The organism is Butyrivibrio sp. WCD3002 (assembly GCF_000424265.1).
Taxonomy (GTDB): domain Bacteria; phylum Bacillota; class Clostridia; order Lachnospirales; family Lachnospiraceae; genus Butyrivibrio.
In genome coordinates this window covers 1-19,888 of sequence record NZ_AUJO01000023.1, presented here as the reverse complement: position 1 = coordinate 19,888, position 19,888 = coordinate 1, and the positions used below count along the sequence as shown (strand labels likewise).

The window sequence follows — 19,888 nt, the reverse complement described above, 5'->3', positions numbered from 1 at the left end:
GTAAATGAATAAAAAATGGGAAGATATCACATTTATAAAAGAGAATAAAGAAGATGGTCATGTCCTGTCTTTTCCAAAGGAAGTTCATCCAGCAGATTTTGGTGAGAATGAGAATCAGACATCCCTAAACGGGAAATGGAAGTTTTTGTATATTCAGGGATGTAATGTGAAAAAAGAGTATGCTTGTGATACTTATGATGACAGTGCCTGGGATGATATTGTTGTGCCAAGAGTGTGGCAACTCCAAGGATATGGTTCGCCCTATTATTTTGCATCTTCTTATCCCCAGGCAATCGACACGCAAAAAGGGAATATTCCCCATATAAGCGAAAAACTTCAGGAGATTGGAGTGTATCGAAGAAGTTTTTCTTACGAGGAGGCTTGGAAGGATAAAAATGTTTATTTGCATTTTGGAGCAGTGAAATCAGCTTTGGAAGTCTATGTAAACGGGAAATACGTAGGCTATTCTCAAGGTTCTATGACACCACATGAGTTTCAGGTATCGGACTATTTGAAACCGGGAGAAAATCAAGTGACAGCCATTGTATATCGATATAGCGATGGCACTTATCTTGAAGATCAGGACATGTGGTTCTTCAGTGGAATTTATAGGGATGTGTTTTTGTATTGGGAACCAAAGGTGACGGTGCGTGACTATTTTATGCATGCTTCTTTTCCCACAAAGTGGCAGAAAGATTTGATGTGGGATACAAAGGTGCCTTGTGATTTTCAAATCGAATTGTATTTTGAGTCTGTCTGGGATAATCAGGTCACTGAAGTAGAAGTGGAGATTTCCGAACTGGAATTTCTGCAAAAAGCATCGGTGACGTTAAAAAAAGGAAAAACGTTTTTCAAAATGAAAGGGGAGGTGGCTCCACTGTTATGGAGCCATGAATCCCCAAAGCTATATGATGTACAAATACGATGGAATGTCGGGGAAAAGATTTATTTCAAAGAGGAAAAGTTTGGATTCCGAGAAATAAAAATAAAAGACAACATACTGTACTTAAACGGGAAACGACTAATTTTAAAAGGTGTCAACAGACATGACTTTGACCCCAAGACCGGCTGGACCCTTAGCGAAGAACGTTATATGGAGGATATTCGAATTTTAAAAGAATTGAATATCAATGCAGTGCGTACCAGTCATTATCCCAATAATCCTTTGTTTTATCGTCTTTGTGACCAATACGGAATTTTGGTTATGGATGAAACTGATTTGGAGTCTCACGGAGTTCGGAGAATCCTTCCTATGTCAAAAAAAGAGTGGGAAGTTCCTTGTGTGGATCGTATTGAGAGAATGATTTTGCGGGACCGCAATCATCCCTGCGTCATTATTTGGAGTCTTGGAAATGAAGCCGGTATGGGAGATGTATTCAAAAAAATGCGTGCCAGAGGTGGGGCGTTAGACGGAACCAGACCTTTTCACTATGAAGGGATGCATGATAAGGAATGCACGGATTTTTTAAGCCGTATGTATCCAACAGAAGAAACCTTAGATCAGTTGTGCCATAAGGAAGCAATTGTAGGGTTGATGGATGGTGTAATGAATTCATTGGCGGCGGACAACAAAGATATTACCTGTGATTTGTACGAGGAAATGCCGGTGGTGCTTTGCGAATACGCCCATGCAATGGGAAACAGTTTGGGTAATTTTTCTGAATACACAAAAGCGTTTGAAAAATATCCTCACATGTGTGGCGGTTTTATATGGGATTTTGTGGATCAGGCTATCTGTGTAAAGAAAGATGGAGAAAATCGGTATTTATACGGGATAGATTTTGAAGAAACCTACTCCGAAGATGGATTTAAGAAAAAGAAGGATAAGAAGAGTGATGGAGCTTTTTGTGGCAACGGAATATTGTTTGCAGACAGAAGTTTTCATCCGGACGCATATGAGGTAAAAAAATGCTATCAGTGGCTGGATGTTAGAAGCACTCATCCAAAAAGCGGATGTTTTCATATTTATAATCATCAAATGTTTTGTTCTGTCTTGCCGTTCTATGATTTGATCTGGGAACTATGTTGCAACGGAGTTCCGGTTTTGAAGAAAAAAATAGAAGAAGAGAAGTTACAGGGAATACTGCCGGGAAAGCAAAAAACGATTATTTTGGAAGAAATAAGAAGACAGGAGTTTCCAAAAGATGGAGAAATTATTGTCAATTTTTATTTTTTTCCAAAAGATGAAAATGAATTGGAAAGAAGTGCTGTGGCTGTGTCACAGTTTGTGATTCGTCCATTTCACTTGGTTAAACCGGATGTTGGAAAAAGTGACCGGGAAGCGACTTTGGTACATAAAGACCTGGGTTTTCAAATGGCAAATGGAGTTATGAATCTGGAGCTGTCCAGAGTGGCAACAGACAATAACATTGATTTAGGGCATTTTGTACCTCAGCTGGAAAACACTGTTTTGGTAAGACAGTGGGATGCTGCTAATAAAAGACTCTGTATTCTGAATCAAATAACAAAAAATGAAGTCGGAAAACGAAGCATTCAAACGGTTTATGGACATCCTTTTTGCAATAAATTGGAAACAGAGATTACGGACTATAAAAATGGATATTATGAAGTTTTGGTAAAAGTAAAAACCAAAAGAAAAGATGTTGTAGCAACGGGAGTTTCTTTTTCTTTTCAAGAGACATTTGAACGCTGCCGGTGGTATGGTCGTGGACCCCATGAAAATTATATAGATCGGAAAGAAAGTGCACTTTTAGGTTTGTATGAAAAAGGACTATCGGATATGAGTCATATGTATTTGCGACCGCAAGAAAATGGAAATCATTGTGATGTGCGCTTTTTGTCTTTGGAGGGAAAGCAACATGATATTTTTGTGTGGAATTTGTCCGAAGATGGAATGGAGTTTTCTGCTTGGGATTATTCCAAAAAAAATCTGGAGAACGCAAAGCATATTTATGAACTTCAAAGAGGCGAGGAAACAACGTTAAACATCTATGGAAAAATGAGTGGTGTTGGTGGTGATCTGCCGGGAATGGAATCTTTTTATGATAAGTATCGTATAAAATCCAATGAATTATATGTAACTCATTTTTTGATGAAAGTGATATCGAAGGAATAAAGCATGAAAAATGAAGTGAAAAATATAATTGGAATATCCATGATGTCTTTGACAAAGACGATAAGTGAAGTTTTGATTTCGTCTTTTTTGGCATTTTATCTGACGGATTATTTTCCGGTTGAAGATATGTTTGGAAGTGTTTTTATTACGGCGACGCTTCTTCCTTTTCTACATCTTTTGGATGCGGCAACAAATCTGATACAAGGTTGGTTAATTGACTGGGTGGTATCCAAAGGGAAAAAACAATATAGATTTTTCTGTGCTCTTGGCGTAGGAATGGTATCTTTTGCTTCCCTTATGATTTTTCATATTCCGAAAGCCTTATGTAGTGATCCGAAGTCCTTGGTTGCATATATTATTTGTTTTTATTTAATCTACGATTTTGGATCTTCGTTTTTTGTAAACGGTGCGCTAATTCAAACCATGACGATGGATTATAATCGAAGAATCTCTTTTATTCTGTGGCCAAGACTAGTTGGATTTGTAGCAGTCATTCCTTTCATATTTATGTTTCAATTTGTAGAGCATTATAAAGAATATTTTGAAAATCAACGCGCTGGAATTGGGACGTATGTTATGGTGCTGATTCTTGTTTCCATGATTCTTTCTTTGATAGGAGTAGTACTTGTAAACGAGAATAAGATATTAAAACAGACCAGAAAACACGTCACCTTCCACGCACTGGATATTTTTCGTATGGTGAAGAAGAACAAACCCTTTGTAACCTATCAGATTGGGAATTTTTTTGTGGGTTTTATTTATGTGACAATTACATTAATTGCTATGTACTATGTGAAATGGAATTATTGCTACGAGTTTGAAACTGGATATCTGGATACAGGAAAGTTTTCATATTTGTCTATGATACTTGGAATTGTTGAGTTTATCCCTTTTGTTTTTGGTACATTGGCATCTGCTGCCTTGTGTAAAAAGGAGAAAAATCCTGTTAAAGGGATGAAGATCTCCATTGCAATTACGATATTTATGGGTGTTGTTATGGAGATTCTACAAATTTGTGGCCAATTTACCTTTAATTCAAATCTTTATTTTGCTATGTTGGCGTTTTTGCTGTTTGGATGTGGAATGGCGTTTTTGCCGGGAAATCTTTTGGCTGTGGAGACGATGGATTATGCGCTTTGGAAGACCGGTAAGCCGGCGAATGCGACTATAGAATCTTTTACAAGACTATTATCAGAGTTACAGAAATCATCAGGTTTGGCATTTATTGGAGCCCTCTGGGTTATTTTTGGATATGAAACGAGGGTGGAGGCAAGTAAGTATTTGGGAAGCCCGGATTCTTTACAGGGAATGCTTCAGTGCTTTGGAAATTTGACGGCTGTGATTCCAATTATTTGTGGAGCTCTCGCATTTTTGGTTTATGGAAAGTACCCCTTGACTGTTTTGGAAAGAGAAAAAATGATTCGTGATTTGGAAAGGAGAAAAGAAAATGCCTATATGTAATCCTTATTTACCTTTAGATGAATACATATCATAAAGTGATTATAGTCTTTGTTTATGGCTGACAATAAACAAAACGTATTGGAAACAATGGGCATTTTTGTCTATCATATATGATGAGGTGAACCGGATGATAAACGCTAAGGTAAAAGAATTTTTGGATATAAAGGGATTCGGAGACAGGCTTACAGAGCACGCTGAGACGATAGATACCGTAGAGCATGCAGCTCAACAGATTGGATGCACAGAGCCTGAGATTGCCAAGACGCTGTCGTTTATAGTTGAGGATAGGCCTGTTATTGTTGTAATGGCTGGTGATGGCAAAGTAAACAGCTCCAAGTTCAAATCTGTTTTCCATACTAAGCCCCACATGATCCCGAGGGCCCAGGTGGAAGATATAACTGGATTTCAGCCAGGAGGAGTGTGTCCGTTTGCAGTACCTGCAGAGATTCCGATATGGCTTGCTGCAGCAAATGAAGGCGTTGACAGCTGCTGGCTCAATTTCTTTGACCCGGAAGCACTTGCGGAGGACCTTGGCCTTCCAGAGAATGAGGAGATTCTGATGCTTCTTGATCTCGGCTATGCTGCAGAAGGAGCTGGACCACTTGATAATCATAACAGCAGAAAAGAGTTATCAGAGACAGTAAGTTATATCTGAGCTTATATGCCATGTTTCGGAAAAATGCCGTTACATGGCATTTTTTTATCTTCTGTAATATAGTAAGATTGCTAATGGATGCTTGCATCAAAATACAACAATAGGGTTCAGATATGACTATTGGAACCAGAAACAATTCTGAGTAGCAAGGTACGAGATGCGTTCTCCGCAGCTGAGCCCGAAGGTAAAGCTGACCAATCAGATGGAACTTTTGTGGAAGCGGGAGCTGGCTGTGTTGCAGGAAGAGAATGGGCTGTACAAGTATTCTGATAAGAGCAAGATGTACCGTAAGAGGTACCTGATGGAGAGCGTAGATAAAGAACTGCTGAAAAAGCAGATGTTAGAGGTTCTTTTTGAGAGGGACTATTCGATATTTAAGGAGGATTGATCATGAAAAGAGCTATATTAGTTGCGATGTCACTGGTGATTGCATTTGGTGTGACAGCCTGCGGCGCAAAAAAGACAGATGATGCAGAAATAATCGGTGGTGCAGATGAGCCCACAACTATTGAGCTTCCGTCAACAGTGGGTAAGGAAAGCGATGCTGATGCACATTTTATGGAGTATCTGAAGGGGAATGAAGCTGATGCAAACGGCGAGACCTTCTGGGCTGTGGGAGAGCCTGATATGGAATATGCTCTCTTTGACATGAATGGGGATGGCATAAATGAGCTGATTGTCCGCTCTTTTGGATATTGGATTTATGACATCATCGAGTATAAGGACAATAAGATCCAGTCAGCGAATGTGGAGAATCTTGGATCCTCCGGAGTTACTTTCATAAATGACAAGAATCAGTTTGTCAGTGGAGATACAGGTCATGAAGGCCGTAAGATGTATGTTGTATCAGAAATTGCTGATCAAGGAGAAGCTAAGGTTGTCATGGCGTTTGTAAACTACTACGATGATTGGGCTGAGTCCGGCGCACCAGAGTTTTATATGCAGGAGAATCCGCCACAGGACTACCTTGAGAATATAGAGAAGTTCGATGTCATTACAGAAGAGGAGTTCAATGCTCTTGTGGATGAATATTCAAAGGAAAATACATCTATTGAATGGATAAAGCTAGAATAATAGTAGTACTGAAACAGACTCAACCCATGATAGAGTCACGCATAAATGCTGCATTTGTGGCATATCAACCAATGGTTCGTGTTAAATCTTCCCTGTTTTATGAAAGGAGCTTTGCAGCGACACTGCTCTTTAAGGATGCAGGAAAAGAACTTGTGGCAGTATGGATTCATACTACAGCCCTTAATTTCCCTATGGCTCTTTGCTGGCAGCTTTTCTTTGCAGGACCATTTGTTCGTAACGTGTTTGGCTTCTTTGTAAAGAAATTCTCAAAGGATTCTCATGCAGTTACCAAGCAGGCAGCATAGCTGGACGATTGACGAAGAGCATTCTAGGGAAATCATAAAAAGAGGGCTTGATCTTGGAGTTAATTTCTATGATACAGCTATAGCATATCAGAGCGGAACCAGTGAGCAGTACGTAGGACGTGCGCTCAGAGAATTTGCAAAGCGTGAGGATGTGGTAGGTGCGACCAAGCTCCATCATATAGAAGGTGCAGCAAAAGCGGTAGATCTGGAACTAACGGATGAAGAGCTTGATTACCTTGAAGAGCCATATGTCCCCCATCCGCTTGCAGGTGTCATGGCGCAGAATAAAAGAACTGATGCATCCAAAAAACATGTTTGGACTATAGGAGCACAGAAAATAGTAGGAGGAGAGAAATAAGATGGCAGAAAAAATCGTACAGACAGCAGGAAGATATCAGCACTTGCAAATTACTTGAAAGTCTTTTTTATCTGCTCCAGAAATTTTTCCGCAATAGGAGTAAAGGTCTGATACTTGTTCCATATCAGATACAGCTCTGATTTAAGTTCAGGTGAAAGCGGTCTGAATACCATGTCAGTTCCTTCAGTATTTATCAGATTTTTAAATGTAAGAAGTATTCCAAGGTTTTCTCTTGCAAATACAGAGCCGTTATAAGAAAGTCTAAAGGAACCCTCAAGCTTTAGTTCAGGATATCTGTCTTTGGCCCATGCTTTGATTTCATTGTTCCAACTTTGCTCAGAGACAAACAGAGGCTGTTCTATCAGGTCAGAGACATGGATGGATTTTTTCTTTGCAAGGGGATGAGATGAAGATATGATTGCTCCCCACACATCAGCTTCAGGAAATTTTACATATTCGTATTTATTGCTGTCAGGTGTTTCACATAGTACAGCAAAGTCTAAAATGCCCTTATCAAGCTTTTCAGTAACCTGCTCAGTATCTCCGCTTGTTATATGATAAGTGAAATTAGGGTATTTTTCTTTTAACTTATAAATCTCTCTGGCGAGGTATCTGATCTGATAGCTTTCTGCCAGTCCAAAATATATATCTCCACCTGTTATATCATCCAGGGAGTTAAATTCCTGTTCGATCTTATCTGACATGGCCACAAGATCCTGAGCGCGGTCACGCAAAAGCATCCCCTCATCAGTGAGTGAAATACTGAAGCTATGCCTGACAAATAACTTTTTTCCAAGTTCTTCCTCTAATGCTTTTAATGTCTTTGAAAGAGTAGGCTGCGATACATGAAGCAGCTCAGCAGCCTTTGACATATTTTCTTCCCTTGCAACTGCAAGAAAGTATCTGAGATTTTTTATTTCCATGAAAACCTCCCTAAAGCTGACAATTTATGTGTTATTCCAAAAGTGAATATCATGATATTTATTTTATTCATTAGCGAAAACCTGGTCAAGGATTTACTATGAAATCAGAAGGAGCAAAAAAGATGGATACAGAAAAGATTCTTGAAAGCCTTTCAGACATGGGCTGCAATGAGAAAGAAATAAGCTTTATGAAAAAGATGTATGAAGAAGGGGATACAGATACACTTCTTCGAGATCTCAGGAAATGCCGATGTCACCTCATGGATGAACTTCATGACAGCCAGAAAAAAGTAGACAACATGGATTTTTTGATAAGACAGATTCAGAAAGAAAAGAAATTCAGGAGGGATTTATGGCAAAACAAATATCATCCGGCGAAAATATCATGGGAACAGAAAAGATAAGCAAGCTTGTGATCACTACAGGAATTCCTCTTATGTTCAGCCTGCTTATCAACTCACTTTATAACCTTGTGGATTCGGTTTTTGTGTCAAGAATTTCAGAAGATGCGCTGACGGCGCTTTCACTTGCGGGACCGGTTCAGCTCATCGTTTCATCCCTTGGTCTTGGAAATGCGGTAGGACTAAATGCGGTAATATCCAAAGCACTGGGTGAAAAGCGTCCCGACAAGGTCAAGAACGCAGCAAATGCCGCAATATTCATAGCAATATGCTGCTGGATAATAAATACTGTTATCTGTCTTTTGTTCGTGCGTATGTACTATGACTGGCAGGCAGGTGGTAATGAGGTAATTGCAAGATACGGAAGACAGTACCTGACCATTTGCATGATTTTTTCCTTCGGACAGATGGGACAGTGGGTGTTTGACCGTTTTGTAATAGCCAGCGGAAAATCAAGCCTTTTCATTTTTACTTTGTCAGCAGCATCAATTACAAATCTGATCCTCGATCCAATTTTCATATTTGGAATGTTCGGGATTCCAAGGCTTGAGACAACAGGAGCAGCAATTGCCACAGTTATAGGGCAGTGTATGGGCCTTCTGGCAGGAGTGATCATAAACAAGAGATGGAATAAAGAGATACCATTCTCATTTACACTAAGACCCGATATGAAGAGCGTCAAAAACATCCTAAGGGTCGGAATACCTTCAACCGTCGTTCAGGTGCTTACATCCTTCGTGAATATAGGAATGAATTCGATCCTTATATCATTTTCATCCACAGCAGTTGCGGTGTTCGGAATATGCGCCCGCATGCAGGGAGTTGTGACTGTAGGTGTTCATGGAATTAATAATGGACTTATTCCTATAGTTGCTTATAACTACGGCGCAGGGAACAAATCCCGCATCAGTGCCTCAGTAAAATGGGGAGTTATCTATGGCATAGCTTTGTTTATCGCATTTTTCATGCTGCTGGAGCTTCTTCCGGTGCAAATGCTGGGCCTGTTTGATGCTTCAAAGCACATGATGGAAATTGGAATTCCTGCCATCAGAATTTTGGCTGTTGCATATCTGATTTCTATTCCAAGCCTTGTTTTTGCAGCAGCTCTTCAGGGACTATCCCAGGGAACAAGGAGCATGTATATAACAATGCTCCGCCAGGCCATATTCCCGCTTGCCTTTGCATTTCTGCTTAGCAGAACGGGACAGCTTCAGGTAGTCTGGACAGCGTTTATTCTCGCAGAACTTCTTGGAATTCCTGTAGCATGGTTACTGTGGAGGAAGAGCTTTAATGAATCTGTTTCGGCAGAGCCTGAGATTAGTAATGTATGACAATTCATCACCTTTGGCTCCTGTTTTGAGGAATAACAAAATCGTCAAAGCCAGTAAAAATCCTGTTTTCAGGCTTGACAGAATAGGAAGGATAATAAAATGATCAAAAATGAAGAACTAAACCTTGTAACCGAGTGGGATAAGACCTTTAAGAAAAGTGATAAGGTAGACCACAGCAAAGTCACATTTGTAAACAGATATGGAATCACCCTTGCGGCAGATATGTATGTGCCAAAGAATGCAGAAGGTAAACTTTCTGCAATTGCTGTATGCGGACCTTTTGGTGCAGTAAAAGAGCAGTGCTCAGGACTCTATGCACAGACAATGGCAGAAAGAGGCTTTTTGACCATAGCATTTGACCCGTCATTCACAGGAGAGTCCGGAGGAAATGTGAGATATATGGCATCTCCGGATATCAACACAGAAGACTTCATGGCGGCAGTTGATTTTCTATCACTAAATGAAATGGTAGATCCTGACAGGATCGGAATCATCGGTATATGTGGCTGGGGAGGAATGGCTGTAAACACAGCAGCTCTTGATACAAGAATTAAAGCTACGGTAGCTATGACAATGTATGACATGACAAGGGTAAATGCCAAGGGATATTTTGATTCCGAGGACAGTGAAGAAGCGAGATATCAGAAAAAAGCAGCTATGTGTGCTCAGAGACTTGAAGACCTTAAGGCGGGCGAATATAAGCTTGGCGGTGGAGTAGTAGATCCGGTGCCTTCGGATGCACCTTTCTTTGTAAAAGACTATTATGACTACTACAAGACTGACAGAGGTTATCACAAGAGAAGCCTTAATTCCAACGGTGGATGGAATGTTATTGGCTGTGAGTCTTTTGTTAATCAGCCAATCCTTAAGTACTCTAATGAGATAAGGAGCGCTGTTTTACTTGTTCATGGAGAAAAGGCGCACTCTTGCTATTTTTCTAAGGATGCTTATGCAGATATGATCAGAGACAGCAAGTATGCAGATAACAAGGAACTTATGATAATTCCTGATGCAGTACATACAGATTTATATGATGGCGGAGATAAGGATTATATTCCTTTTAACAAGCTGGAGAACTTCTTTAAGGAGAATCTGAAATAATGATAACGGTTGAAGAAATACTGGAATATCTTAATTCGAACAGAATAGATAGAAAAGAAATAGAGGATGGGATGATATGAGTAAAGTGTTAGTGATTTCTACAAGTCTTCGTGCAAAGAGTAATTCCGACATACTTACGGAAAAGCTTATAGAGGGAGCAAAAGCTTCAGGTCATGATGTGGAGCATATAAGTCTAAAAGGGAAGAGCATAGGCTTTTGTATAGGATGCCTGGCCTGTCAGAATACCCAGCAATGTGTCATTAAGGATGATGCTGCTGAGATTGCAGAAAAAGTAAAGAATGCAGATACCCTTGTATTTGCAACTCCAATTTATTACTACGAGATGAGCGGTCAGATGAAGACTCTTTTGGACAGACTCAATCCACTGTATCCTTCAGACTATAAGTTCAGGAATGTATATATGCTCTCTGTTGCGGCTGAGGATGAAGAGTTTGTGCCTAAAAAAGCTGAAAGCGGACTTCAGGGATGGGTTGACTGCTTTGAAAAGGCTCAGTTTTCAGGCTCCTTATTCTGCGGTGGCATAGGCGATATGGGTGAGGCATCCGGGAAAACAGAAGAGTTAAACGAAGCCTTCGAATTTGGTAAAGCTCTAAAATAAAGGAAGTCTGCGATGAAAACGAAAATGATTTTTCTGGCATTCTGTATGACCATAATGTTTTGCATGAGCGCCTGTGCAGGGACAACCAAAAACACAAGCTCAGATCTGGGTGCCGTAACTGAAATATCAGCATCAGAAAATAATGAAGCGGAAAGTCCAGAAGAGAATGTTATGTCGGAGGGAACAGCTATGTATCAGTTTGCCGTAGAAAATAAAGCAGCAGAGGATGAAGTTATTGGAGATAGTACTATGACAATGAAAATCGGCGATACAAAAGTTAATGTGGATTGGGAAGACAATCAGGCTGTAGAGGCACTGAGGAATATGGCTGAAGACGGTGATGTTACAATTCAGATGTCAATGTATGGCGGTTTTGAACAGGTGGGCTCAATTGGACAGAGTCTGCCGAGAGATGATAAGCAGACAACAACGAGTTCAGGCGACGTTGTACTATACTCCGGAAATCAGATGGTAGATCTGTTTTACCGGAGCGCCGCATCCGGTATGGATTTGGACTCCGGATGGAGCATCTGATCAAGAAAGTGAAAATGCCTATCAGATTGCTAAAGAGAATGGCTTGGCAGGATAGAGAGCAGCGTCATAAGAGAGGGGATATTCATTCCTCCGGCATCTCCCGCAAATCGGAAGGCGTGGGGCGTTCTGACGATAAACAAGAAGATGAGGATCTGTTCGATACATTCAATGTAAATGTATTTTCTGAGAAAACTGTGAGTTCGCAACCAAATTTAACAAAATACAGCACTACATGTAAGCTTCGCTTGGTAGACAGGTGGAGCTTACTTTTTTATGATTAAGAAAATGTTAAAATATTTAGCAAAGGTGGTATTAGTGTGAGAAAGATATACTTGGATAATATTCGCTGGATAACAGTGGTGCTGGTTGTAATCTATCATGTGATTTACATATTCAACGGCGTTACACAACACGGAATTATCGGCCCCTTCAGTGAACATCAGCCCCAGGATACATACCAGTACATAGTTTATCCATGGTTTATGTTACTTCTGTTTGTGGTATCCGGCATGTCAGCCCGCTATGAACTGGTTAAACGAACAGAAAAGGAATTCATCAGAATAAGGACGAGAAAATATCTTGTGCCATCAACAATCGGCCTTCTGGTTTTCGGCTGGATTCTTGGCTATTACAACATGCTGATGTCTGGTGCATTTAATTCCATGAACAACGTGCCGGGGCCAATCCTTTTCCTGATAATGGCAGTCAGCGGCTCAGGCCCTCTGTGGTATGTTCAGATGCTTTGGCTCTTCAGCCTGATACTGGTACTGATCAGAAGGATTGAAAAAGACGGATTTTATAATATATGCGGCAAAGCAAATCTTTTGACACTTATACTTCTTGTTATACCCGTATACGGAGCGGCGCAGATACTTAACACACCGATAATAGTGGTATACAGATTCGGTATTTACGGACTGGGCTTTATGATCGGCTACTTTGTACTGTCCCATGACGAAGTGATGGATCGACTTGGCGAAAGCTGGCTGTTATTAAGCATTCTTGCCCTCGCATCCTGCGTAGCCTTCGTGATTTTATATATAGGTCAGCCTTATCCGGATCACGTGGTTTTGGATACAATCATGTGCAATGTATACGCATGGTTTGGAACACTCGGTATACTTGCCTTCATGAAAAAATGGGGCAATTCCACGAATGCCTTCTCAAGGTGGATGTGCCGAAAATCATGGGGCCTCTATGTATTCCATTATCTGATGATCGCGGTCAGCGGATGGTATCTGCATACATTATGTCCGTTCCTTGCCCCTGTCATCGTATACCTGTTTGTTGCAATAGCAGCATTCGCAGGCTCCTACCTTCTGTATGAAATCCTGAGCCGCATACCTTTCATAAGGTGGTGTGTTCTGGGAATAAAAAAGGAGAAGAAAGAATGAGTTTTGCAGACAATCTTATGGAATTAAGAAAGCTTAATAACCTGTCACAGGAGGAAATTGCTGAGAAGATAGGCGTATCAAGACAGACGCTTTCAAAATATGAGACCGGAGAGTCGCTTCCGGATATAGAGAGGTGTAAGCAGCTGGCGGACATCTTCGGAGTAACCATGGACGATCTTATCTCATATGAAAAGACTGATTCGGAGAACCTGGGATATGGCATACCACCAAAAGGAAAACATATCTTTGGATTGGTCAAAGTAGGAGATAAGGGTCAGATCGTCATTCCTGCCAAAGCAAGAAAGATCTTCGATATTAAAACAGGCGACAATCTGATTGTCCTCGGAGATGAATTCCAGGGTATAGCTCTAATTAAGGAGACGGGTCTTCTCGGTCTTATCAACAGTGCGAAAGAAAGTATAACTGACTAAAAGAATGTAGGTGAAAGATGATGGAAATAAGAGTTGCTACAAAAAATGATATAGATTTCTTGATGAGTATTCGCCTTGAGATGCTTACGGTAGTGAACAACCTACCAGAAAATTATGAACATTCAGATGAAGTGATAAATGAAAGTCGTGATTACTTTTTAAATGGAGATCAGATAACTGTTCTGGCTAGCGACGGAGATAAAGTTATTGGTTGTGCATCCATGAGTTTTATCAGGATAATGCCAACCTTTGCGCACCCTACAGGAAAAAGAGCCCATCTTATGAATGTCTACACAAGAAGTGAATACCGTCGTCAGGGAATAGCGCGAAAAATGGTTGAAATGCTGATCGAGAAAACATGGGAAAAAGGTGCAACGGAGATCAGTCTTGATGCAACCGCAATGGGAAGACCACTCTATGAAAGTATGGGCTTTACTGATTCTACAGAATGTATGGTACTGACGAATCTGTAGGAGGAATAGTATGAGAGAAATAACACCGAACGAGGTAAGCAAACTGTACGATTGTATTCGTGAGTTATCAGACTATCACAATACAACTTCTGTGAATTTCAAAGGATTTTATCCTTTAAATCCATATGAAAAGACCCTGGAATCATTTGAGGCTGCATTACGAGAGAAAAAATCCAATATTGCAGTCACTGAAATTGAAGACCGGATTATCGGCTTCTGCAAAGTAGATATTATAGGAGAAATCGGTAAACTAGACTATTTGGTGGTAAAAGAGAAATTCCGGGGAAAAGGGTTTGGTAAAGAACTCATGGACTGGGCTATGCTAATGTTTGACCAAAATAATGTCAGACATATCGAAGTAAAAGTGGTTGATGGCAACAAGGCGATTCATTTGTATGAAAAGTATGGTTTCAAAATGAAATCTCACATATTAGGGATTGAGCGATAAATTTCAGAAAAACGTACGATGAGGAATAAGAAAAATGATCAGAGAAATCGCAAGGGACGATATTCCCGTATGTGTAGATATTATTAGAAAAAGCTTCAAAACCGTAGCTGATGAATTTGGATTTACGATAGATAACGCTCCAAGATTCACGGCATTTGCAACTACAGAAGAGCGTTTGTATTGGCAAATGGATAACGAGCCACGTCTGATGTTTGTATATGAACAAAATGGTGTTATATGCGGATACTACTCTTTGCTGATGCAGGATAATAATGAATGTGAACTCAATAATCTTGCTGTCCTTCCTGAATATAGGCATAGCGGATTTGGAAAGAGATTATTGGAGCATGCATATGAAACTGCAGGAAATCAAGGATGCAAACTCATAAACATAGGAATTGTTGAAGAAAATATACGACTTAGGAAATGGTATGAACAGAACGGAGCTGTACATACCGGAACTAAAAAATTTGATTTCTTTCCGTTTACGTGCGGATATATGGTAAAAGAACTATAAGGTGCTATCGGATGATTCAATGGTAGGTTATCTCGGAAAAATATTACAGCATAACATAGCAACGGAGATATTTTTGTGAAAACAATAATACTTACAGAGCCGAATTTATCATAATAAAGGGAAAAATAGCATGTTGAAAAAAGCGACTAAAGTCATTGGTAAAATACTTCGAAGTATACTGATTGCTCTTGTGACAATCATTATTTTATTGTTTGTAGTAAGGCTTATCGGCAGAGCGGTAAACGGCACAACACCTGACGGCGGTATCAACGAATCTATGCTTGTGGATATCAACGGAACGAAGCAGTGGATAAACATCTACGGACATGACAAGGACAACCCCGTTCTATTGTATCTGCACGGCGGACCGGGTTCAGCAACAAGTCATCTTGACTATGCGTTCACAAGAAAGTGGAGCGATGTTTATACGGTAGTTACATGGGATCAGCGTAACTGCGGAAAAAGCTATGACACTTCAAAGACGGATACCATAACCGCAGATATCATGATGCAGGACGGCAAGGAAATGACTGAATATCTGCTTGACTATATGAATAAGGATAAGATAACTCTTATGGGACATTCGTGGGGGTCACTGTTCGGAGCAAACTTAGCTCTTGAATATCCCGAATACTATGACGCATTTATCGGCACGGGACAGTTCATCGACTATATTGAGAATGAACAAAGACTGTATGAAGCTGCACAGAAATGGAGTGAAGGTGATGAAGAGGGAAAGGAACTGCTTGCAAAATGGTCTCCTAATGGTGCAGACACAGTAGATGCTCTTATGGCAAGAAACGAGATTATGGACAGGTACGGCTAAGGCATGATGAAAGACGACACACGGTCTGCTTGAATCACGTTCGGAAGAATTCTCTGGGATACTCCATAAAATTGCAGAAATGCAGAAGAACGATTAATTGTGATATCATTTTAGTATGAGTCTACAGGTGTTAGGAGTGCTTTGCTATGAACAAGATTGAGAGCAAGTATTTTAAGTCAGCGGAAAAAATGCATACAGCGTTACTGACACTTCTTGACAGTAAAGACTTTGAACTTATTTCTGTTAAGGAGATATGTGAAACTGCTGGCGTTAACAGATCCACCTTTTATCTTCACTATGATAATGTAAATGATCTTCTGCATGAAACGGTGGAAGCTGTATATAAAGATTTCTTTGGGCGATTTGGTGCTGAGGGGCCTGGAGCACTTGATATTGATGAAAAAAATGAGGATGAGTTGTTCCTTGTAACACCCAAGTATCTGATGCCATATCTGGATTTTGTGGAAGAGAACCGCAAGCTCTTTTATTTGATGTATGAAAAGAACGAGATGATGGGCGCAGAAAAGACCTATGAAACCTGGTTTAAAACAATATTTGGCCCCATTCTTACAAGGTTTGGAGTTCCCCAAAAAGAACAGCCACTTATCATGGTCTTTTATCTTAAGGGCATTATCGGAGTTGTCACTGAGTGGGTACGAGGTGGATGCACCGAGTCAAAAGATGAGATCATAAGCGTCATACAGAAGTGTATCATCAAGCCATAACGCAGTAAAAACACTATATCGAATTTACAAATCAACACTTTTTACAAAACGTGTCGGGACCTGTACTCTTGAAATCAACACATTTTGCAAAAAGTGTTGTTCTTTTTATGTGTTCATTTTCCTATAATGACTTCAAGCTCAAAGCAAAGAGAAAAAAACAAATTGAGAATAAGAAAGGAAAAGATAAATGAGCAAAAGAAATAAGATGTATCTGGTAACAGGAGCAGCAGGATTTCTTGGAAGCACAGTCTGCAGAAAGCTTGTTGAAAGAAATGAAAAAGTAAGGGCGTTTGTCCTTGAAGGCGACAAGTCAGCAAAATATCTTCCTGAGGAAGTTGAAATAGCATACGGCGATCTTTGTAACAAAGATGACCTGGAAAGATTCTTTGAGACACCTGAAGATATGGAAGTAATTGTGCTTCATATAGCGAGCATCGTAACAGTAAATCCTGATTACAGTCAGAAAGTCATGGATGTAAATGTCGGTGGAACAGAAAACATCATAGAGATGTGCAAAGAGCACAAAGTATCAAAGCTTGTCTATTGCTCATCAACAGGAGCAATACCGGAGGAGGCAAAAGGAACCATAAGAGAGTGCGAAGGATCTATTCCCCTTGATCCTGAGAGAATCAAAGGCTGCTACTCATTGTCCAAGGCTATGGCAACAAACGTGGTGCTCAAAGCTGCAAAGGAAGGCCTTAACGCCTGTGTGGTACACCCGTCAGGAATCCTTGGACCTGAGGATTTTACAAAGCTTGTTTCAGAGGAGAGCGGTTGCAAGCAGATGAAGTTCTTTTTACCAATATCAGTAGCAAACCTGATTGCCGGGGTACTAGAGGAAAAGGCTAAGAAGACTGGAGAAAAGCCTCTTATGACAACATTCTCCGTATACAACCTTGCAAGAAACAACCGACTTGATTCAAGTAAAGCAAGTAAGGATCTGGGTTATACCACAAGGTCATATAGAGAGACCATACGTGACGAGATCAGATGGCTCAAAGAAACAGGAAAGATCGCATAAAAAGGACATTCAAGAGAAAAGAAGGAGAAGAATACGATGAACGATTTAGATAAGGTTTATGCAGAAAGTGTTGCAAAGGATTACATGCCAAAGGAAACCAATAAAGTAAGGCAGCTTAAAAAGCTCGATGAAAGAGCAAAGCTTCCGGCATTTATAACAGCCATGACGCTTGGAATTATTGGGACTTTGATCTTTGGAACAGGGATGTGCTTTGGACTTAGCGTCTTTGGAACAGGAGTAATTGTCATGGTCATTGGGGTGCTTCTTGGAATAGTAGGTGCTGCAATCTGCGGCATTAACTATCCTTTATACAAGAAGCTCCTTAAAAAGGGTAAGGAAAAATATGCCTTTGAAATTCTGGAACTTGCCAAAGAGATAACAGGAGAAGCACAATGAAGCATACCAGTGCAACTCTTCGGAGCTGCACTTATTTTTTATGGGATAAAATATTATTCTGCTATCTCTGAGATTCTGTCAGATAGTGGAGTTTTCTTTCTCTTACGAAGACGCTGTTCTTCAAGATAAACTCCAAGCTCATCCGGAGTGATTCTTTTTACTTTCTCTAGGCTGTCCAAGCAGTAGTCTTTGGATAGTCCGGCATCTATGCCAATCTTAACAAAATCTTTATCTGATATATCTTTTCCTTTCCCATTTACATATGTGGTCTGTTCACCGAAATAGGTCGTGCTGTATGTCAGGTCGTATGCCGGAGCCAGCCTCCAGCTGTAATCCTCGGTATAGGTAAAAGAGAAATTCTTGGTGTGGTCGTCCCTGTTATGGCAAAGAGTGTTAAAGCACATAGTAAGGAACATCTGCTCTTTGTCATGAGCGTTGTCCTTGGTCAGGATCTGTATCAGGCGCATATATGTGGAGTAGTCACAGGAGGGCGATCTGAAGTCTGCTTCCAGGAGACCAGCGAAAGTTATGGTAAAGATCTTTTTTCCGGATTTTCTGTCGAAGCGTTTGGTCTTAAAGTAGCCCTCACATATTTTGGATGGGATCAGGTATGTGTCAGTCATCTCTATTCCGCACTTCTTGGCACTTAAGGAGTAGTCGTATTCTCTTTTTCCGCATATGGATGGATCCTTGGCTGCAGGGAATTTGACGATGAAATCCTCATTGCCTTCATGGAGAAGAATCTTTGGGCGTGTACCGCCACTGGAACCGGCCATCTTAAACAGCAGATCTAACTGATCTGAAGGTTTTGATGAGATGAGATTAGCGCAGGCGTCAGATAGCTCGTCATAATCAAGGGCAGCGCTATCTATATTGAAATCTGCTTCTTTGGAAGGATAGTATTCAAGGGCTCCCATTCCGGATGTACCTACATAGGCGAGCCTGTCCAGGATTGTAAGTTGATCTCTGAGTATTCCTACAGAGGAGAGATACCTGTCAAATAGCAACTCTCCCCATGAATCAGGCAGACTATCAGCAAAAACGCCAAAAAGACCGTGGAAGATATCGCGGTTCTTTTCCGGTGGAACATATACGGTATTGGCTAGCGGGAGAGAACGAGGGCTTATGGAAAAACCGCTTCGGATCCAGCCATCGCTGTACTGAAAAGCAATACGTTTATCTGGCATTTCAGCCAGCGTTCCCACAAGTTTATCATGATAAAAGACATCAAGCTTTCTGTTACTCATCGTTTAAAACTTCATCAATATTAAGATAGACAGGCTGTGAGAAAAGAGTTTTGATCTCGTCAGCAAGTCCCAGTTCCATTGCAATCTTGACTAGAGACATGAGCGATATCTGGCCGGTCTGTTCAAATTTCTTGAGCGTGGCATAGCTGACGTTGCTCCTGTGGGCAAGCTGCTTCTGTGTAATCTTACGTCTTTTGCGAATCTTTTTTACCCTCTTAGCAAGGTCGAGTGTGATCTCAGCCGGGGTTTCCCATATGAATTCTGTCATGATGCATCTCCTTCCTATAATTTCAAGCTCAAATTTCAGTATTTATGAGCTTTTTGTTTGTTGATATACCTCTTTAACAGGAGCCAGAGGTGATGAATAGTCATATATCATATACTGAATAGCTGATTGAAGGTAGCACTAATAAAGCATCCCTTTGTTTGCTCTATAAAGGCTATTTTCCCTTTGATCAACTATGATGGTGAACCTTCCGTGTCTAAAGGGATCGTGTCCCAACTTCCTTCGTCCCACCTATTCATACACCAAGTGCCAGCAAAGCTTTCAAACAGGGTCTATGCCCTATGGA

General features: G+C 40.5%; 24 protein-coding genes and 1 pseudogene. 22 read left to right on the top strand and 3 right to left on the bottom strand.

Annotation, left to right across the window (positions count from 1 at the left end; all coding sequences use genetic code 11):
* Positions 1-4 precede the first annotated feature (4 nt).
* The 7 genes and pseudogenes from G608_RS0114445 to G608_RS24580 all read left to right on the top strand — a co-directional run.
* Complete coding sequence (locus G608_RS0114445) at positions 5-3,076, top strand: glycoside hydrolase family 2 (protein WP_026496633.1); 3,072 nt, start codon at positions 5-7, stop codon at positions 3,074-3,076.
* 3 nt (positions 3,077-3,079) lie between these two features.
* Positions 3,080-4,537: an MFS transporter gene (locus G608_RS0114440; RefSeq protein WP_026496632.1), complete on the top strand. Its 1,458-nt coding sequence runs from the start codon at positions 3,080-3,082 to the stop codon at positions 4,535-4,537.
* Between the two features lie 127 nt (positions 4,538-4,664).
* Positions 4,665-5,192 carry a YbaK/EbsC family protein gene (locus tag G608_RS23925; protein ID WP_051209379.1) on the top strand — a complete coding sequence of 176 codons (528 nt, stop codon included), beginning with the start codon at positions 4,665-4,667 and terminating at the stop codon, positions 5,190-5,192.
* 157 nt (positions 5,193-5,349) lie between these two features.
* Complete coding sequence (locus tag G608_RS0114425; RefSeq protein WP_026496631.1) at positions 5,350-5,580, top strand: hypothetical protein; 231 nt, start codon at positions 5,350-5,352, stop codon at positions 5,578-5,580.
* A gap of 2 nt (positions 5,581-5,582) precedes the next feature.
* Positions 5,583-6,266 (top strand): hypothetical protein, encoded by a 684-nt coding sequence (locus G608_RS0114420; protein ID WP_026496630.1) that lies wholly within the window; start codon positions 5,583-5,585, stop codon positions 6,264-6,266.
* On the top strand, positions 6,248-6,571 hold the full coding sequence (locus G608_RS24585) for a hypothetical protein (protein ID WP_026496629.1): 324 nt from the start codon (positions 6,248-6,250) through the stop codon (positions 6,569-6,571). The genes G608_RS0114420 and G608_RS24585 overlap by 19 nt, the downstream gene beginning before the upstream one ends.
* A pseudogene (locus tag G608_RS24580) lies at positions 6,564-6,740 on the top strand (aldo/keto reductase); the annotation flags it as partial. The gene G608_RS24585 and the pseudogene G608_RS24580, both read left to right, overlap by 8 nt.
* Positions 6,741-6,979: 239 nt before the next feature.
* Here G608_RS24580 and G608_RS0114405 read toward each other — a convergent pair.
* Entirely contained in the window at positions 6,980-7,852 is an 873-nt protein-coding gene (locus G608_RS0114405; RefSeq protein WP_026496627.1) for a LysR family transcriptional regulator, read from the bottom strand.
* 122 nt (positions 7,853-7,974) lie between these two features.
* Here G608_RS0114405 and G608_RS21325 point away from each other — a divergent pair, with 122 nt between their 5' ends.
* From G608_RS21325 to G608_RS0114315, 15 genes are all read left to right on the top strand, one after another.
* Positions 7,975-8,256 carry a hypothetical protein gene (locus tag G608_RS21325; protein ID WP_242829401.1) on the top strand — a complete coding sequence of 94 codons (282 nt, stop codon included), beginning with the start codon at positions 7,975-7,977 and terminating at the stop codon, positions 8,254-8,256.
* On the top strand, positions 8,205-9,584 hold the full coding sequence (locus G608_RS21320) for an MATE family efflux transporter (RefSeq protein WP_051209377.1): 1,380 nt from the start codon (positions 8,205-8,207) through the stop codon (positions 9,582-9,584). The genes G608_RS21325 and G608_RS21320 overlap by 52 nt, the downstream gene beginning before the upstream one ends.
* 99 nt (positions 9,585-9,683) lie before the next feature.
* Positions 9,684-10,685: an alpha/beta hydrolase gene (locus G608_RS0114385; protein ID WP_035795754.1), complete on the top strand. Its 1,002-nt coding sequence runs from the start codon at positions 9,684-9,686 to the stop codon at positions 10,683-10,685.
* Between the two features lie 76 nt (positions 10,686-10,761).
* Positions 10,762-11,304: a flavodoxin family protein gene (locus G608_RS0114375; protein WP_026496625.1), complete on the top strand. Its 543-nt coding sequence runs from the start codon at positions 10,762-10,764 to the stop codon at positions 11,302-11,304.
* Positions 11,305-11,316: 12 nt separating this feature from the next.
* Positions 11,317-11,838 carry a cyclophilin-like fold protein gene (locus G608_RS22605; RefSeq protein WP_051209375.1) on the top strand — a complete coding sequence of 174 codons (522 nt, stop codon included), beginning with the start codon at positions 11,317-11,319 and terminating at the stop codon, positions 11,836-11,838.
* A 38-nt stretch (positions 11,839-11,876) separates the two neighbouring features.
* Positions 11,877-12,119, top strand: coding sequence for a hypothetical protein (locus G608_RS23620; RefSeq protein ID WP_196810211.1), 243 nt, complete (start codon positions 11,877-11,879; stop codon positions 12,117-12,119).
* Positions 12,120-12,155: 36 nt separating this feature from the next.
* On the top strand, positions 12,156-13,232 hold the full coding sequence (locus G608_RS0114360; protein ID WP_026496623.1) for an acyltransferase family protein: 1,077 nt from the start codon (positions 12,156-12,158) through the stop codon (positions 13,230-13,232).
* On the top strand, positions 13,229-13,663 hold the full coding sequence (locus G608_RS0114355; RefSeq protein ID WP_026496622.1) for a helix-turn-helix domain-containing protein: 435 nt from the start codon (positions 13,229-13,231) through the stop codon (positions 13,661-13,663). The genes G608_RS0114360 and G608_RS0114355 overlap by 4 nt, the downstream gene beginning before the upstream one ends.
* Before the next feature lie 17 nt (positions 13,664-13,680).
* Positions 13,681-14,136, top strand: a complete 456-nt coding sequence (locus G608_RS0114350; RefSeq protein WP_196810210.1) for a GNAT family N-acetyltransferase — start codon at positions 13,681-13,683, stop codon at positions 14,134-14,136.
* 10 nt (positions 14,137-14,146) lie between these two features.
* Entirely contained in the window at positions 14,147-14,584 is a 438-nt protein-coding gene (locus G608_RS22600) for a GNAT family N-acetyltransferase (protein ID WP_051209373.1), read from the top strand.
* A 34-nt stretch (positions 14,585-14,618) separates the two neighbouring features.
* Positions 14,619-15,101: a GNAT family N-acetyltransferase gene (locus tag G608_RS0114340; protein ID WP_026496620.1), complete on the top strand. Its 483-nt coding sequence runs from the start codon at positions 14,619-14,621 to the stop codon at positions 15,099-15,101.
* A gap of 130 nt (positions 15,102-15,231) precedes the next feature.
* Positions 15,232-15,927 (top strand): alpha/beta fold hydrolase, encoded by a 696-nt coding sequence (locus G608_RS21305; RefSeq protein ID WP_051209371.1) that lies wholly within the window; start codon positions 15,232-15,234, stop codon positions 15,925-15,927.
* Positions 15,928-16,073: 146 nt separating this feature from the next.
* Positions 16,074-16,652 carry a TetR/AcrR family transcriptional regulator gene (locus G608_RS0114330; RefSeq protein WP_026496619.1) on the top strand — a complete coding sequence of 193 codons (579 nt, stop codon included), beginning with the start codon at positions 16,074-16,076 and terminating at the stop codon, positions 16,650-16,652.
* A gap of 187 nt (positions 16,653-16,839) precedes the next feature.
* Positions 16,840-17,673 carry an NAD-dependent epimerase/dehydratase family protein gene (locus G608_RS0114320; protein ID WP_026496618.1) on the top strand — a complete coding sequence of 278 codons (834 nt, stop codon included), beginning with the start codon at positions 16,840-16,842 and terminating at the stop codon, positions 17,671-17,673.
* A gap of 36 nt (positions 17,674-17,709) precedes the next feature.
* Positions 17,710-18,069 carry a hypothetical protein gene (locus G608_RS0114315; protein ID WP_026496617.1) on the top strand — a complete coding sequence of 120 codons (360 nt, stop codon included), beginning with the start codon at positions 17,710-17,712 and terminating at the stop codon, positions 18,067-18,069.
* Positions 18,070-18,122: 53 nt separating this feature from the next.
* On the opposite strand, the gene G608_RS21300 is transcribed toward G608_RS0114315, so the two are convergent.
* Positions 18,123-19,316, bottom strand: a complete 1,194-nt coding sequence (locus G608_RS21300) for a type II toxin-antitoxin system HipA family toxin (protein ID WP_081677438.1) — start codon at positions 19,314-19,316, stop codon at positions 18,123-18,125.
* Positions 19,309-19,584: a helix-turn-helix domain-containing protein gene (locus tag G608_RS0114305; RefSeq protein ID WP_026496616.1), complete on the bottom strand. Its 276-nt coding sequence runs from the start codon at positions 19,582-19,584 to the stop codon at positions 19,309-19,311. The genes G608_RS21300 and G608_RS0114305 overlap by 8 nt, the downstream gene beginning before the upstream one ends.
* Between the last annotated feature and the right edge of the window lie 304 nt (positions 19,585-19,888).

Bases quoted from the DNA above. Each gene is read 5' to 3' on its own strand.
- G608_RS0114445 (WP_026496633.1), top strand. From the start codon at position 5: ATGAATAAAAAATGGGAAGATATCACATTTATAAAAGAGAATAAAGAA.
- G608_RS0114440 (WP_026496632.1), top strand. From the start codon at position 3,080: ATGAAAAATGAAGTGAAAAATATAATTGGAATATCCATGATGTCTTTG.
- G608_RS23925 (WP_051209379.1), top strand. From the start codon at position 4,665: ATGATAAACGCTAAGGTAAAAGAATTTTTGGATATAAAGGGATTCGGA.
- G608_RS0114425 (WP_026496631.1), top strand. From the start codon at position 5,350: ATGCGTTCTCCGCAGCTGAGCCCGAAGGTAAAGCTGACCAATCAGATG.
- G608_RS0114420 (WP_026496630.1), top strand. From the start codon at position 5,583: ATGAAAAGAGCTATATTAGTTGCGATGTCACTGGTGATTGCATTTGGT.
- G608_RS24585 (WP_026496629.1), top strand. From the start codon at position 6,248: ATGGATAAAGCTAGAATAATAGTAGTACTGAAACAGACTCAACCCATG.
- G608_RS0114405 (WP_026496627.1), bottom strand. From the start codon at position 7,852: ATGGAAATAAAAAATCTCAGATACTTTCTTGCAGTTGCAAGGGAAGAA.
- G608_RS21325 (WP_242829401.1), top strand. From the start codon at position 7,975: ATGGATACAGAAAAGATTCTTGAAAGCCTTTCAGACATGGGCTGCAAT.
- G608_RS21320 (WP_051209377.1), top strand. From the start codon at position 8,205: ATGGCAAAACAAATATCATCCGGCGAAAATATCATGGGAACAGAAAAG.
- G608_RS0114385 (WP_035795754.1), top strand. From the start codon at position 9,684: ATGATCAAAAATGAAGAACTAAACCTTGTAACCGAGTGGGATAAGACC.
- G608_RS0114375 (WP_026496625.1), top strand. From the start codon at position 10,762: ATGAGTAAAGTGTTAGTGATTTCTACAAGTCTTCGTGCAAAGAGTAAT.
- G608_RS22605 (WP_051209375.1), top strand. From the start codon at position 11,317: ATGAAAACGAAAATGATTTTTCTGGCATTCTGTATGACCATAATGTTT.
- G608_RS23620 (WP_196810211.1), top strand. From the start codon at position 11,877: ATGGCTTGGCAGGATAGAGAGCAGCGTCATAAGAGAGGGGATATTCAT.
- G608_RS0114355 (WP_026496622.1), top strand. From the start codon at position 13,229: ATGAGTTTTGCAGACAATCTTATGGAATTAAGAAAGCTTAATAACCTG.
- G608_RS0114350 (WP_196810210.1), top strand. From the start codon at position 13,681: ATGATGGAAATAAGAGTTGCTACAAAAAATGATATAGATTTCTTGATG.
- G608_RS22600 (WP_051209373.1), top strand. From the start codon at position 14,147: ATGAGAGAAATAACACCGAACGAGGTAAGCAAACTGTACGATTGTATT.
- G608_RS0114340 (WP_026496620.1), top strand. From the start codon at position 14,619: ATGATCAGAGAAATCGCAAGGGACGATATTCCCGTATGTGTAGATATT.
- G608_RS21305 (WP_051209371.1), top strand. From the start codon at position 15,232: ATGTTGAAAAAAGCGACTAAAGTCATTGGTAAAATACTTCGAAGTATA.
- G608_RS0114330 (WP_026496619.1), top strand. From the start codon at position 16,074: ATGAACAAGATTGAGAGCAAGTATTTTAAGTCAGCGGAAAAAATGCAT.
- G608_RS0114320 (WP_026496618.1), top strand. From the start codon at position 16,840: ATGAGCAAAAGAAATAAGATGTATCTGGTAACAGGAGCAGCAGGATTT.
- G608_RS0114315 (WP_026496617.1), top strand. From the start codon at position 17,710: ATGAACGATTTAGATAAGGTTTATGCAGAAAGTGTTGCAAAGGATTAC.
- G608_RS21300 (WP_081677438.1), bottom strand. From the start codon at position 19,316: ATGAGTAACAGAAAGCTTGATGTCTTTTATCATGATAAACTTGTGGGA.
- G608_RS0114305 (WP_026496616.1), bottom strand. From the start codon at position 19,584: ATGACAGAATTCATATGGGAAACCCCGGCTGAGATCACACTCGACCTT.